General features: G+C 36.3%; 15 protein-coding genes. 9 read left to right on the top strand and 6 right to left on the bottom strand.

What is annotated here, in order from left to right; genetic code table 11:
- The first annotated feature begins 73 nt into the window (after nucleotides 1-73).
- The 8 genes from sufB (at nucleotide 74) to B0I22_RS11310 (ending at nucleotide 6,088) form a co-directional block, all read left to right on the top strand.
- Nucleotides 74-1,522, top strand: a complete 1,449-nt coding sequence (sufB, locus tag B0I22_RS11345) for a Fe-S cluster assembly protein SufB (RefSeq protein WP_133944896.1) — start codon at nucleotides 74-76, stop codon at nucleotides 1,520-1,522.
- Nucleotides 1,523-1,549: 27 nt separating this feature from the next.
- The gene (locus B0I22_RS11340) at nucleotides 1,550-2,227 is read left to right on the top strand and encodes a TlpA family protein disulfide reductase (protein WP_133944895.1); all 678 of its coding nucleotides are present in this window, start codon (nucleotides 1,550-1,552) and stop codon (nucleotides 2,225-2,227) included.
- 44 nt (nucleotides 2,228-2,271) lie between these two features.
- The gene (locus B0I22_RS11335; protein WP_133944893.1) at nucleotides 2,272-2,484 is read left to right on the top strand and encodes a DUF2281 domain-containing protein; all 213 of its coding nucleotides are present in this window, start codon (nucleotides 2,272-2,274) and stop codon (nucleotides 2,482-2,484) included.
- On the top strand, nucleotides 2,474-2,860 hold the full coding sequence (locus B0I22_RS11330) for a type II toxin-antitoxin system VapC family toxin (protein WP_133944891.1): 387 nt from the start codon (nucleotides 2,474-2,476) through the stop codon (nucleotides 2,858-2,860). Before B0I22_RS11335 ends, B0I22_RS11330 begins: the two co-directional genes overlap by 11 nt.
- A 39-nt stretch (nucleotides 2,861-2,899) precedes the next feature.
- A complete protein-coding gene (sufC, locus tag B0I22_RS11325; protein WP_133944889.1) occupies nucleotides 2,900-3,643 on the top strand; it encodes a Fe-S cluster assembly ATPase SufC in 744 nt (247 codons plus the stop codon).
- 39 nt (nucleotides 3,644-3,682) lie between these two features.
- A complete protein-coding gene (gene sufD / locus B0I22_RS11320) occupies nucleotides 3,683-4,990 on the top strand; it encodes a Fe-S cluster assembly protein SufD (RefSeq protein ID WP_133944888.1) in 1,308 nt (435 codons plus the stop codon).
- Nucleotides 4,991-5,220: 230 nt separating this feature from the next.
- Nucleotides 5,221-5,742, top strand: coding sequence for a hypothetical protein (locus B0I22_RS11315; RefSeq protein WP_133944886.1), 522 nt, complete (start codon nucleotides 5,221-5,223; stop codon nucleotides 5,740-5,742).
- 1 nt (nucleotide 5,743) lies between these two features.
- Nucleotides 5,744-6,088: a tRNA-binding protein gene (locus B0I22_RS11310; protein WP_133944884.1), complete on the top strand. Its 345-nt coding sequence runs from the start codon at nucleotides 5,744-5,746 to the stop codon at nucleotides 6,086-6,088.
- Between the two features lie 8 nt (nucleotides 6,089-6,096).
- Here B0I22_RS11310 and B0I22_RS11305 read toward each other — a convergent pair whose 3' ends face one another.
- The 5 genes from B0I22_RS11305 to B0I22_RS11285 all read right to left on the bottom strand — a co-directional run bounded on the left by B0I22_RS11305 (nucleotide 6,097) and on the right by B0I22_RS11285 (nucleotide 10,322).
- Nucleotides 6,097-6,447: a hypothetical protein gene (locus tag B0I22_RS11305; protein ID WP_133944882.1), complete on the bottom strand. Its 351-nt coding sequence runs from the start codon at nucleotides 6,445-6,447 to the stop codon at nucleotides 6,097-6,099.
- Nucleotides 6,448-6,462: 15 nt separating this feature from the next.
- Nucleotides 6,463-6,807, bottom strand: a complete 345-nt coding sequence (locus tag B0I22_RS11300) for a DUF1801 domain-containing protein (protein ID WP_133944880.1) — start codon at nucleotides 6,805-6,807, stop codon at nucleotides 6,463-6,465.
- Between the two features lie 9 nt (nucleotides 6,808-6,816).
- On the bottom strand, nucleotides 6,817-8,655 hold the full coding sequence (locus B0I22_RS11295) for an ABC transporter ATP-binding protein (RefSeq protein WP_133944878.1): 1,839 nt from the start codon (nucleotides 8,653-8,655) through the stop codon (nucleotides 6,817-6,819).
- 56 nt (nucleotides 8,656-8,711) lie between these two features.
- The gene (locus B0I22_RS11290) at nucleotides 8,712-9,638 is read right to left on the bottom strand and encodes a M28 family peptidase (RefSeq protein WP_133944876.1); all 927 of its coding nucleotides are present in this window, start codon (nucleotides 9,636-9,638) and stop codon (nucleotides 8,712-8,714) included.
- A gap of 294 nt (nucleotides 9,639-9,932) precedes the next feature.
- The gene (locus B0I22_RS11285) at nucleotides 9,933-10,322 is read right to left on the bottom strand and encodes a DUF4293 family protein (RefSeq protein ID WP_133944874.1); all 390 of its coding nucleotides are present in this window, start codon (nucleotides 10,320-10,322) and stop codon (nucleotides 9,933-9,935) included.
- A 174-nt stretch (nucleotides 10,323-10,496) separates the two neighbouring features.
- Here B0I22_RS11285 and rho point away from each other — a divergent pair, with 174 nt between their 5' ends.
- Entirely contained in the window at nucleotides 10,497-12,284 is a 1,788-nt protein-coding gene (gene rho / locus B0I22_RS11280) for a transcription termination factor Rho (RefSeq protein WP_133944873.1), read from the top strand.
- Between the two features lie 80 nt (nucleotides 12,285-12,364).
- On the opposite strand, the gene B0I22_RS11275 is transcribed toward rho, so the two are convergent.
- A complete protein-coding gene (locus B0I22_RS11275) occupies nucleotides 12,365-12,658 on the bottom strand; it encodes a GNAT family N-acetyltransferase (RefSeq protein WP_034963287.1) in 294 nt (97 codons plus the stop codon).
- Nucleotides 12,659-12,692: the final 34 nt, after the last annotated feature.

The following is a 12,692-nucleotide window of genomic DNA, read 5'->3' as shown; positions in this document are numbered from 1 at the left end:
AGAGATTAGAAGCTAGAAATTAGATGTGAGAGATCATCTAAAATCTAAAATCTAAAATCTAAAATCTTTTGAAATGGCAAAATATACAGAGGACGATTTAAGGGAAGACCTTAAAACAAAAGAATATGAGGCGGGATTTTATACCGATATCGAGTATGATGATTTCCCGACTGGACTGAATGAAGACATCGTGCGCGCTATTTCTGCAAAGAAAGAAGAGCCAGAATGGATGACGGAATGGCGTTTGGAATCTTTCCGAATCTGGCAGAAAATGACAGAACCGGATTGGGCCAACGTCAAATATGAAAAACCCGATTTCCAAGCGATAAAATATTATGCAGCTCCAACTAAAAAGCCCGAGCTAGCTAGTTTGGACGAAGTTGACCCAGAACTTTTGGCAACTTTTGCCAAATTGGGAATCAACATCGAAGAGCAGAAAAGACTGGCAAACGTTGCGGTGGATATCGTGATAGATTCAGTTTCTGTGAAAACGACTTTTCAAGAGACTTTGATGGAAAAAGGGATTATTTTTTGCTCTATTTCAGAAGCGATCAAGAATCATCCGGATCTGGTAAAAAAATATCTTGGGAAAGTTGTTCCAAGAGGCGATAATTTTTATGCAGCGCTTAACTCCGCAGTTTTCTCTGACGGAAGTTTCTGCTACATTCCAAAAGGAGTGAAATGTCCAATGGAATTATCAACTTATTTCCGAATCAATCAGTCAGGAACCGGACAGTTCGAGAGAACTTTGGTCATTGCTGATGCGGGAAGTTATGTTTCATATCTGGAAGGTTGTACTGCCCCATCAAGAGATGAAAATCAGCTTCACGCTGCGGTTGTGGAATTGATTGCGATGGATGACGCTGAGATCAAATATTCTACCGTTCAGAACTGGTATCCAGGAAATGAAGAAGGAAAAGGAGGTGTTTTCAACTTCGTGACGAAAAGAGGACTTTGTGAAAACAGAGCCAAAATCTCTTGGACTCAAGTAGAAACTGGTTCTGCCGTGACTTGGAAATATCCATCTTGTATCTTGAAAGGTGATAACTCAATCGGCGAATTTTATTCGATTGCCGTGACGAACAATCACCAATATGCTGATACAGGAACGAAGATGATCCACATCGGTAAAAACTCCAGATCGACAATTATTTCTAAAGGAATCTCTGCAGGGAAATCTCAAAACTCATACCGAGGATTGGTAAAAGTAATGCCTTCTGCAAAAGGAGCGCGTAACTTCTCCCAATGTGATTCATTGTTGATGGGTAACGAATGTGGCGCACACACTTTCCCATACATCGAGATCAAAGATCCTACAGCACAATTGGAACACGAGGCGACGACTTCAAAAATTGGTGAAGATCAGATTTTCTATTGCAACCAAAGAGGAATCGATACAGAAAGAGCAATTGCATTGATTGTCAATGGATTCAGTAAAGAAGTTTTGAACAAGCTTCCAATGGAATTCGCGATTGAAGCTCAGAAATTATTGGAGATTTCCCTAGAAGGAAGTGTTGGATAACATTTTGCCATAAAAAACTACAATAATATGAATATCAAATTAAGATTTGTATTTTTCGTTTTGTTTTTGAGCATTAACGGTTTTGCTCAGAATAATTATTACAGCATACTTGGTGGAAAACCTTTTGATGAAGAAAAATATAAATCAATCAAGGAAAATGTTGCCAAGCACGGAAAAGTTGAAGAAGTCAATTTAAAAACGGTAATCAAAAAAGATTCGGCAATTCATTATGTGAAAATCGGAACAGTTTCGCTCACTCCTGATGCAATAGACCCTTATGAGGATTTGAAAAAATTAATTGGGACGAAATTTAAAATCGAAAAATTTGTTGATGATAATTCTAAAAATTTCAAAAATAATTATCTCAACGGTAAACCAACGCTCATCAATTTTTGGTTTACCAGATGTCCACCTTGTATCGAAGAACTTCCGACTTTAAACAGTTTGAAAGAAAAATACGGCAATACCGTGAATTTCATAAGCATTACTTTTGAAAATCAAAAAGCTGTCGAAACTTTTTTAAAAAAATATGAATATCGTTTCAAGCATATTCCTAATTCCAAAAAACAAATTGATGAACTGAATATTTCCAGTTATCCAAGCAATTTGATTCTGGATAAAAACGGAATTGTAAAAATTGCAGAAAGCGAAATTGTCGAACAAAACGTGAAGGGTATTGAAAAAATTCTTGATATTTTGCTATAAGATTATACGGTAGAAATTTTTGTAATTTTAAAGAAATTTTAGAAATGGAAAATACAATTTTAATTAATAAAATAAAAATATTGCCTAATTCTTTGAAGGAAGAGGTCAATGATTTTATTGATTTTTTGTTATCCAAAAGAAATAAAAAATCAACGAGTAACATTGATGTCTTTTCAGGAATTTGGTCCAAAGAAGAATCAAAGGAAATTGAAGATATTATAAAAAAAGGAGCAGAAAATATAGACAATGAGTGGTAATGTCCTAGATACAAATATCATCATTGATCTGTTTCGAGGAGACGAGAAAACAAAATCATTTTTGAATAATTTTGATTTCGAAATACCCGTAATTGTAATTGGTGAATTGTTTTATGGCGCAGAGAATTCTTCAAATAAAGAAAAGCATTTTCAGCAAATAAAGAAATTCACAGAAGAAGTTTCAATTATTAATTCAACAGAAGATACTGCTAAAATCTATGCTTCTATAAAATCTGATTTAAAACAACAAGGAAAGCCAATTCCTGAAAACGATATTTGGATTGCAGCCATTGCTATTGAAAACAATAAATCATTGGTAACCAATGACCAACATTTTTTATCTATCAAAAATTTGAAAATCATTAATTTAAAATAAAAAATCATATTTCGCCAAAAGAAATGTGTATAGAATAATATGTTACAAATCAAAAACTTACACGCCAAAATTGAAGATGGCGCAGAAATATTAAAAGGAATCAATCTTGAGATCAAACCAGGCGAGGTTCACGCAATCATGGGACCGAATGGTGCTGGAAAATCAACGCTTTCATCTGTGATCGCAGGGAAAGAAGATTACGAAGTTACCGAAGGAAGCATCCTTTTCGAAGGCGAAGACATCGCTGAAGATGCTCCGGAAGAAAGAGCACACAAAGGGATTTTCCTTTCGTTCCAATATCCGGTTGAGATTCCTGGCGTTTCTGTTACCAACTTCATCAAAGCAGCGCTTAATGAAACCAGAAAAGCAAATGGTCTTGAAGATATGGGCGCCAAAGAAATGCTTGGCCTGATCCGCGAAAAATCTGAGCAATTGGGAATCAAAAAAGATTTCCTTTCCAGATCTCTTAACGAAGGTTTTTCCGGAGGTGAGAAAAAAAGAAACGAGATCTTCCAAATGATGATGTTGAATCCAAAATTGGCAATTCTTGACGAAACCGATTCTGGACTTGATATCGATGCTTTGAGAATCGTTGCGGATGGTGTGAACAAATTTAAAAATGAAGGCAACGCCGTTCTTTTGATCACGCATTACCAAAGACTTTTGAACTACATTCAGCCAGATTTCGTACACGTTTTGGCAGACGGAAAAATTATTAAAACAGGAGATAAATCTCTAGCACTAGAATTGGAAGAAAAAGGCTACGATTGGCTTTTAAACTAAAAACAAATCTTCTAACAGATGCAAAATCAAACCATTACAATGGCTTTATTTGAACAGACAATAGATCAACATTCAGATTTTTTGGGAACACTTCGTCACAGATTTTTGGACGAGGGCAGAAAAACCGCACTTCAAACATTCGCTTTGAAAGGTTTTCCGACCAAAAAAGACGAAGAATACAAATACACCAATCTGAAAGAAATCACGGAAAAAGAATACAACTTTTTCCCAACAGAAGAGCACCACATCTCGAAAGAGCAATTGGATGCGCTTCATTTGGGTGAAGAAAACTTTGACCGAATCGTTTTTATCAACGGAAAACTTCACAAAGAATTTTCTAAGATTTCGATTGGTAATGCAGAGTTTCTTTCATTCAGTTATGCGCTGAACGATTCTGCTCATAAAGAAGCTTTCGACAAATATTTCAACACGATCACCAACAAAGATTTGGCTTTTACCAATTTGAATTCTGCTTACTGCAACTTCGGATTTTTCTTGAGAGTCCCAAAAAATGTAGTGATTGAAAAACCAATCCACGTTTTTTATCTTTCTCAAAATCAAGAAGAAAACACATTCTACAACACAAGAAATCTCTTGATTGTAGAAGAAGGTGCAAAAGTAGAAATCATAGAAAGTCACCACAACTTGGACGAATCTTTCGTACTAACCAATTCTGTAACAGAGATTTTTACTTACCAAAATGCAAAAACCGATTGGCACAAATTGCAGAATGATAATGACACTTCTTACCTCGTTGATCACACCTTTGCAAAACAGGAAAGAGATAGTTTGACGACGGTGAACACGTTCACTTTCGGAGGAAAACTGGTTCGTAACAATCTGGATTTCATTCACAACGGCGAGAATATCAACTCATTTATGAACGGGATCACGATCATCGGGAAAGACCAATTAGTCGATCACCACACGGCGGTTCATCACAACACGCCAAATTGCGAATCTTACCAGAATTACAAAGGGATCTACAAAGACAAATCTCACGGTGTTTTCAACGGGAAAGTTTTTGTGAACAAGATTGCTCAGAAAACCAATGCTTATCAGCAAAACAACAACATTCTTCTGGACGAAGGCGCAAGCATCGACACAAAACCTCAGTTGGAAATCTTCGCAGATGATGTCAAATGTTCGCACGGTTGTACCGTTGGACAGCTGAACGAAGATGCAATGTTCTACTTGAGAGCGAGAGGAATTTCCAAGAAAGAAGCCAGAGCATTGTTGCTTTACGCTTTCGCCAACGATGCAATGCAAAACATTGATATTGAGTCATTAAAAGTAAAAGTTTCCAAACTTCTTGCAGAAAAGCTGGAGGTAAATATGGAATTCTAAAACTTCAACATAAGCAATCTAAATCCCGGAATTTTCTGGGGTTTTTTATTTTTGGGCGACAATTTCCGTCTTCCGCTCCCAATCTTTTTTGCAGACGGTTTCAGTTTAAATAGAACTTTCGTACACGCAAAAAAGGATTTCCGCTCAAGCCGGGTCGCGGATTCAACTTTTTTTGAACATTTGTCTTTAAATTGTAAATTTGAACAAGAATCGAATTTACATCAACACAAATGAACTACGAAAAATTACAATTCAATCTCAATGCTTACAAAGAAACCGGCGAAATCCTAGACGGTGCGAAATTCCTCATTCACCAATTCGATTTGGACGACGATAATTTTGCAGGATTTGGTTTCCGCGATGAATTAGAAAAGAACTCAATTCTCTTAACAGCGAACGGAGAACTCGGAGAATTACAACACGTGATGATCCCAAGAAACATCTTCGATTTTGACTTGACCTTAGTTCTGAATATGCTCGCTCACGAGATGTTGCACGTCCGCCAGAAATCGCCGAGAATGATGATTATCGATAAGAACGAACGCGAATGGCAAGCTTACTACGAAATGCTTTTCCATACCAATTTTCCTCAAATCCCGACGCTTTCTGATTATTACATCAAATTCTTTGGCGAAAAAGCCTTGATCTATTATTCAAGAATGGGCGAAGGAAGCGAACTTCAATTGAAATATTCAGAACAAAAAAAAGAAGTTGAGAAACTCTTGGAAGATTTAATTAACAAAGAAAAATAAAATGACAAAACCCGAAATAACCTGGCAAGATTTTGAGAAAGTAGACATTAGAGTCGGAACGATAATTTCCGCAACAGATTTTGAAAAAGCCAGAAATCCATCTTACCAATTGGAAATCGATTTTGGAGATTTGGGAATCCGAAGATCTGCGGCGCAAATCACAGCTTTGTACAAACAAGAAGAATTAATTGGAAAACAAATTATGGCAGTCGTCAATTTCCCGAAAAAACAAATCGCCAATTTCTTCAGCGAATGTTTGGTAATGGGCGTTTACGGCGAAAACAAAAGTGAGGTGACGCTTTTGACATCAAGCTTGCCTGTGAAAAATGGATTGGAAGTTGGGTAATCAAATTCTTATTTAAGCAAGCCATCTTTCCAAAAATAATAACAAAATTGAGAATATAATTTGCGCTGATTATCTTTATTTATCCATTGATATTTATGAAAAACATTGTCTTTTAACCGTTTTTCTAATTCATCGACAGTAATTGAATCACCTTTATAATCCACTAAATTCCAGCAATCATCTTGAACACTTTTACACAAATTTGTATAGCTTTCCATTTGTGGAATATTAAGTTCTGGAAACTTTTTAATTAGCCTTTCAGATATATCTTTTCCAAAATTCTTACCCCATTCCAATGATAACTTTAGTGCAAAGTTTTCTATTTCGAACGGTTTACTTTTTCTGAATAATGAAAACATAATTTGATTCTAGAATTATTTGATATAAGTTTTTACTTCTTCCAAAATATTGAAAATCAATTCCATTGGTAAATCCTCATCCATATCCAAAAGTAGGATTTTGAATTTTTTCCTGCCTTCGGATAGAAGCTCTGGATAATCTACTCTGTCGCCGTGATAGAAACTGAGATAATGCTTTTGATGCTGTTTGCTGTAATAGAAATAGCAGAGCATTTTCTTTTTGTATTTCAAAAAAGGAAGTCCAAAACTGAGGGTTTCAGTAATCAATTCGTCGGATTCCAAAATCTTTTTTCTAATGAATAAAAGAGTGCTTCTCGCAGGCTCATCAATCCGAAAAAAATATTCCTGAATGGGGTTCATCGGTTATCATTAATCAAAATTCTGCAACTCGACCAACTTTCTGTACGTTCCGTTTTTCTGCATCAATTCGTGGTGGGACCCTTGCTCTATGATGTCGCCTTTTTCCATCACGACAATGTGATCAGCTTTTTGGATAGTAGACAATCTGTGCGCAATAATCAATGATGTTCTGTTCTCCATCATTTTTTCCAAAGCGTCCTGAACGTATCTTTCGGATTCTGTGTCCAAAGCAGAAGTTGCTTCGTCCAAAATCATAATCGGTGGATTTTTCAGAACAGCTCTTGCGATGGAAACACGTTGTTTTTGTCCGCCAGAAAGTTTGTTTCCATCGTCACCTATATTGGTGTCGTAACCTTCGGGAAGGCTTTCTATAAAGTTGTGAGCGTTGGCAATTTTCGCAGCTTCGATGATTTCTTCTCTCGTCGCATTCTCTTTTCCCATCGCAATATTGTTGTAAATAGAATCATTGAAAAGCACGGATTCCTGTGTCACCATTCCCAAAAGCGAACGATAATCTTTGAGATTCAGGTTTTTGATATTTTCGCCGTCAATTTCTATGCTTCCTTCGGTCACGTCGTAGAAACGCGTTAGGAGATTGGCAATAGTAGTTTTTCCACTTCCGGATTGTCCTACCAAAGCGACGGTTTTCCCTTTTTCGATATTAAGTTCAAAGTTTTTGATGATGGCTCGGTCTTCATTATAATAGAATCCAACGTCTTTGAAAGTAATTCCAGATTTTAAATTTTTGACTGGAATTGGATTTGCAATTTCGTCCACACGTACGTCTGCGTCTAGGATTTCCATCACTCTTATCAAAGAAGCTTCACCTTTTTGAACATTGGAAATTGAATTGGATAAACTTTTAATTGGTGGTAAAATTTGGAAAAATATTCCTAAAAACACCAAAAAATCTTCCGGACGAATGCTTTGATTCACGATGATTTCTTTCCCTCCATACCAAGTGATTATTAGAAAAGTAACAGCGCCCAGGAACTCGCTGGTTGGCGATGCCAGTTCTTTTTTTCGACCAAGGCTGATGGAATTGTTGATCCATTTTGTCATCGATCCAGCAAAACGATTATTCAATAATTTTTCTGCATTGAAAATCTTGATAATTTTTGCAGATTTCAAAGTTTCATCTACTATTGAGAAGATATTTCCCAGCTCGTGTTGCGCTTCGTGAGAGTCTTTTTTCAGGCTTCTTCCAATCAAGGAAATCAAAGTTCCCATCACAGGCAGAACGATTAAACTGAACAAGGTCAATTCCGGACTTAGGTAAAACAAGGTTACTAAAGTGCTTATCAACATAAATGGAGAATTGATGAGATCCACCAAACTTCCCAAGATATTATTCTCAACTTCGCCAACATCATTAGACATTCGGGACATCATATCGCCTTTTCTCTGCTCTGTGAAAAACGAAACTGGCAAAGCCAAAACCTTGCTATACATCGCACTTCTCAAGTCTTTGGTAACGCCAACTCTGTAAAAAATCAAAAGATAAGAGCCTAAATATCGGAAAATATTCCGCAGTAAAAATGTAAACGCCGTAATCACACAAAGCCAAGCCAAAACGGACAAAGCGCCTCTCTCATTGACCTGATTTTGAATGAAGTAATAGGAATATTCCTTAATGTATCCGAAATAATTGGTAATGTCACCGTCGTAAATTGGTTCTTTCAAATTGGCGTCCATCTTCACACTTCCGAACAGCATTCCCAAAACTGGCAAAATGGTTCCTAACGAAGCGATTTGAAATAAAGAATACAGAATATTAAAAAATAAACTGCCGTAGATATATTTTTGGTGAGGTTTGGCAAATTTTAGAATACGACGGTATAAATTCATTGAGAAAAATTGAAATGCAAAATTACGGAAAATAAATAGCTTAGTTTATCAAGACGTTAGAAATCGAAATTTACTTTATCGTTGTATTTTGGAGCGAAGTTTTTGGTGTTCAGCTTCTCAATTGTTTTTGCGAAATTGTTGATGATATTGGTCAAATTCTCTGCATCTACAATATTAATATCATCATTCACAGCGTGATAATGCGTCGCTTTGTTCATATCAACCGTTGAGATTGAGTGCGCGATGATTTTCTTTTTAACGAAATTCACATTGTCCGAACGGTAAAACAATTGCTGACCTTGGTATGGGTCGGAATGAACTTTCAATCCGTTGACTGCATTGGCATTGATTAATTCATCAAAATCAGAAAATTCATCGCCAGTCATAAATACAGCATTTTTTCCGAATTGAGATTCCGTTGCCAACATTTCGAAATTGAAAAGTGCTGAGATATTATTGAAAACTGGTTTCAATTTTTCATTATCAGTCAAAGCTTTTGAACCGATCAATCCAATTTCCTCTGCATTGAATGCCATAAAAACCATTGAGTAATCTGTCTTTTTTTCTTTGAAATAATCTGCCAAACCAATCACTGTCGCAACGCCACTTGCATCGTCATCTGCGCCATTGTAGATATTATCGCCAGATTTATTATTCGTTCCAATGTGGTCAAAATGAGCCGAATATGCCAAACTTTTTTCAGATTTTCCTTTCTTAATTCCGCAAACATTGAATCCTTTTTGTCCTTTATATTCAAACGGAATCAAATAAGAATCGCCGACACAATATCCCAAATTATTTTTTTTGAATTCGCTGGCGATGTATTCTGCAGATTTGTCATTTTCCGGTGTTCCAAATTTTCTGCCTTTCATCTCATCCGAAGCTAAAGTGGAAACAACATTTACAACTCTTTCCTTGGAGATTTCCTGAGCAAAAGAAAAGATTGAAAGATTGACAAAAAGAAACAGGTTTAGTTTTTTCATAATGATTAATTTATAGATTTTTAAAAATAACTAAAATCCCTCAACCACAAAAGTCACAAAAGAAAAGATAGAAAAGGAAAATCTTTCAAAGAGCAAAAAAGCAGACTTTTCGAACACTTCTCTTTTTTGAACTTTTGATAAACTTAGAAACGTTATGGCTTTTGTGACTTTTGTGGTTTTTATTATTTAGTTATATAATAAGTAATTGATTCTTTGGTTTTGTTACCATTAATAAAACAAAAAAACAGCCTCCAAAAAGGAAGCTGTTCTTACTCAAAAAAATCGTCGTCAAGTTTATCGAAGTCTGTCTACAGATTTTACGAGCCTCTCATCTTTCTTGATGTACACATTTGCCAAAAGCAAACATACAATCGCAATTACTGAGAAAACCGGCTCAATACCCTTCTCAGGAAACGAGATTCCTCCGGGTAATTTTAGTAGCCAATAAATCAAAAAACCAAGCAACAAAGCGTTTATGAAAATACTGATGTTATTCAGCAATATCTGTCTTTTGCGGTTTTTGAAACTAAAGATACTTAGCAATCCTAATAATATTAATAGAACCGTAGAAATATTGATCAGAAGATTTCCGCCTAATATATCAAAATCCTGCGCTGTCAGGTTTAGGAACAAAGCGCCTAATACAGCTAAAAATATCCAGATTGTTTGTATTCTTTGTAACATTCTTTTTTTGATAAATTCCGTTTTGAATGGGAACAAATTGTCTGCAAAAATAAAATAATTTTTGCGTAATTCAAAAATTAATGTAGATTTGCATTGTAATCACCTATTAAAAATGATAATCGCCTGATTTTCATTCTTACTTTTACAAAAATAATTTACTTTTTTACGCATTATATGTTTAATATTGAAACGCTAAGGTCCAAATCCGATGAGGAATTGACCAAACTTTCTAAAGATTTAGGCGTCAATTTGGCAAAGAAAAGCTCTCCGGAAGACACGGTTTTCGCCATTCTGGATTATCAGGCTTCGAATCCAAAAATCATTAAAGATTATCTAAACGCCAATCAGGAAAATATGAATAAAAACACAGAAGACAATTCTGAGCAGAAAGCTGTTCCTGCCAAAAAAAGAGGAAGGAAACCTGCAGAGAAACCGAAAGAAGAAACGGCAATTCCAACTGCAGAAGTCGCAAAAGAAGAGGCTCCTGTAGCGGTAGAAACGCCGGTTGCATCGGAAGAGGTTAAAAAACCAAATCCACCAAGAAAAAAGCAACCAAGAGCAAGAGTTGTTGCCAACGAAAATCAAGAAGTTGTGGCAGAAGCTAAACCAGCAGAACCAACTCAGCCAACAGAAACCGCTCCAACTACTGACGAAAAACCAGAGGAAACAAAACAACCTCAACAAAGACAGCCTCAACAGCAAAACAACCGTCAGCAACAGCAAAAGACCAACAACAATAACAACAGAGGTCAGCAAAAAACACAAAATCCCAATTCTCCCCAACACAACAATCAAAAAGAACCATCCGAAAACCAACCTGAGCAAGCTCCAAAGAAGGAATTCAACTTTGATGGATTGATTACAATAGAAGGTGTTTTGGAAATACTTCCAGACAATTACGGATTCCTTCGTTCTTCAGATTTCAGTTATATCTCTTCTCCAGACGACGTTTACGTTTCTACCAATCAAATCAGAAATTATGGTTTGAAAACGGGAGACACTGTAAAGGGATTCGTAAGATTGCCAAAAGAAGGCGAGAAATATTTCTCTCTTTTGAAACCGACAGAAGTTAACGGACGCGATCTGGCTTTCATTAAAGACAGAGTTGCTTTCGAATATTTGACACCACTTTTCCCTCAGGAGAAATTCAATTTGGCAGGAAAAGGTTCCACACTTTCTACAAGAATTGTTGATTTGTTCGCACCAATTGGAAAAGGACAGAGAGCAATGATTGTTGCACAACCAAAAACTGGTAAAACAATTTTACTTAAGGATATTGCTAACGCAATCTCAGCCAATCATCCTGAAGCCTATATGATGGTTCTTCTAATCGACGAACGTCCTGAGGAAGTAACTGATATGCAAAGAAGTGTGAATGCAGAAGTGATTGCATCTACTTTTGATGAAGCTGCAGATAAGCACGTAAAAGTGGCGAATCTTGTTCTCTCAAAAGCGCAAAGAATGGTTGAATGCGGACACGATGTTGTCATTCTTCTTGACTCGATCACAAGATTGGCGAGAGCTTATAATACAGTAACACCAGCTTCAGGAAAAATACTTTCTGGTGGTGTGGATGCCAACGCGCTTCACAAACCAAAACGTTTCTTTGGTGCAGCAAGAAAAATCGAAGGTGGCGGATCTCTTACAATCATTGCAACAGCTTTGATCGATACAGGCTCCAAAATGGACGAGGTGATCTTCGAAGAGTTCAAAGGAACTGGAAATATGGAATTGCAATTGGACAGAAAAATTGCTAATAAGAGAATCTATCCTGCTATAGATCTTGTTTCATCCAGTACAAGAAGAGATGATCTTCTCTTGGACGAGGCGACGATGCAAAGAATGTGGATTATGAGAAAGTACCTTTCTGATATGAATCCGCTGGAAGCAATGGAATTTGTACAAAAACAAATCCAAGGAACAAGAAACAACGAAGAGTTCTTGATGTCTATGAATAGATAATTCTTAGATTAAGTTATAAAAAAGTTCGGCTCGCAAATGCGAGCCGTAACTTTATAGTAAAGTATAATATTTACCATTAATTAATTCATAAAAACGTCTTCCACATCTGGTTTTCTTTTCAAAACAGAATGTGCGTAAGAACAATGTGCCTTTATTTTCCAGCCATTTTTTCTGGCAAAGTCGACGGATTTTTCAACCAATTTTTTTCCAAGACCTTGTCCTTCGAATTTTGGGAAAACCATCACATAACTAACAATTAATTTTTTAAGTTCTGGAACAATCGTGTAAGTCAGTCTCCCGACATCTTCTGCGCTGTTCTTCAGAGTGATGTAACCGCCGTTTCCGGATTTGTTATTTTCAAAGCTAAGATCCATAATAGTTTGTACTTTTCTATGTTATATCCAAAAA

The sequence above is a fragment of the Epilithonimonas xixisoli genome (assembly GCF_004365655.1).
Taxonomy (GTDB): Bacteria; Bacteroidota; Bacteroidia; order Flavobacteriales; family Weeksellaceae; genus Epilithonimonas; species Epilithonimonas xixisoli.
The sequence above is the reverse complement of the archived record's forward strand: the minus strand, read 5'-3'. Positions and strand labels throughout refer to the sequence as shown.

Coding starts and splice junctions, on each gene's coding strand:
- sufB (WP_133944896.1), top strand. CDS start 74: ATGGCAAAATATACAGAGGACGATTTAAGGGAAGACCTTAAAACAAAA.
- B0I22_RS11275 (WP_034963287.1), bottom strand. CDS start 12,658: ATGGATCTTAGCTTTGAAAATAACAAATCCGGAAACGGCGGTTACATC.
- B0I22_RS11305 (WP_133944882.1), bottom strand. CDS start 6,447: ATGTTTTCATTATTCAGAAAAAGTAAACCGTTCGAAATAGAAAACTTT.
- B0I22_RS11290 (WP_133944876.1), bottom strand. CDS start 9,638: ATGAAAAAACTAAACCTGTTTCTTTTTGTCAATCTTTCAATCTTTTCT.
- sufC (WP_133944889.1), top strand. CDS start 2,900: ATGTTACAAATCAAAAACTTACACGCCAAAATTGAAGATGGCGCAGAA.
- B0I22_RS11335 (WP_133944893.1), top strand. CDS start 2,272: ATGGAAAATACAATTTTAATTAATAAAATAAAAATATTGCCTAATTCT.
- B0I22_RS11295 (WP_133944878.1), bottom strand. CDS start 8,655: ATGAATTTATACCGTCGTATTCTAAAATTTGCCAAACCTCACCAAAAA.
- B0I22_RS11310 (WP_133944884.1), top strand. CDS start 5,744: ATGACAAAACCCGAAATAACCTGGCAAGATTTTGAGAAAGTAGACATT.
- sufD (WP_133944888.1), top strand. CDS start 3,683: ATGGCTTTATTTGAACAGACAATAGATCAACATTCAGATTTTTTGGGA.
- B0I22_RS11285 (WP_133944874.1), bottom strand. CDS start 10,322: ATGTTACAAAGAATACAAACAATCTGGATATTTTTAGCTGTATTAGGC.
- B0I22_RS11340 (WP_133944895.1), top strand. CDS start 1,550: ATGAATATCAAATTAAGATTTGTATTTTTCGTTTTGTTTTTGAGCATT.
- B0I22_RS11300 (WP_133944880.1), bottom strand. CDS start 6,807: ATGAACCCCATTCAGGAATATTTTTTTCGGATTGATGAGCCTGCGAGA.
- B0I22_RS11315 (WP_133944886.1), top strand. CDS start 5,221: ATGAACTACGAAAAATTACAATTCAATCTCAATGCTTACAAAGAAACC.
- rho (WP_133944873.1), top strand. CDS start 10,497: ATGTTTAATATTGAAACGCTAAGGTCCAAATCCGATGAGGAATTGACC.
- B0I22_RS11330 (WP_133944891.1), top strand. CDS start 2,474: ATGAGTGGTAATGTCCTAGATACAAATATCATCATTGATCTGTTTCGA.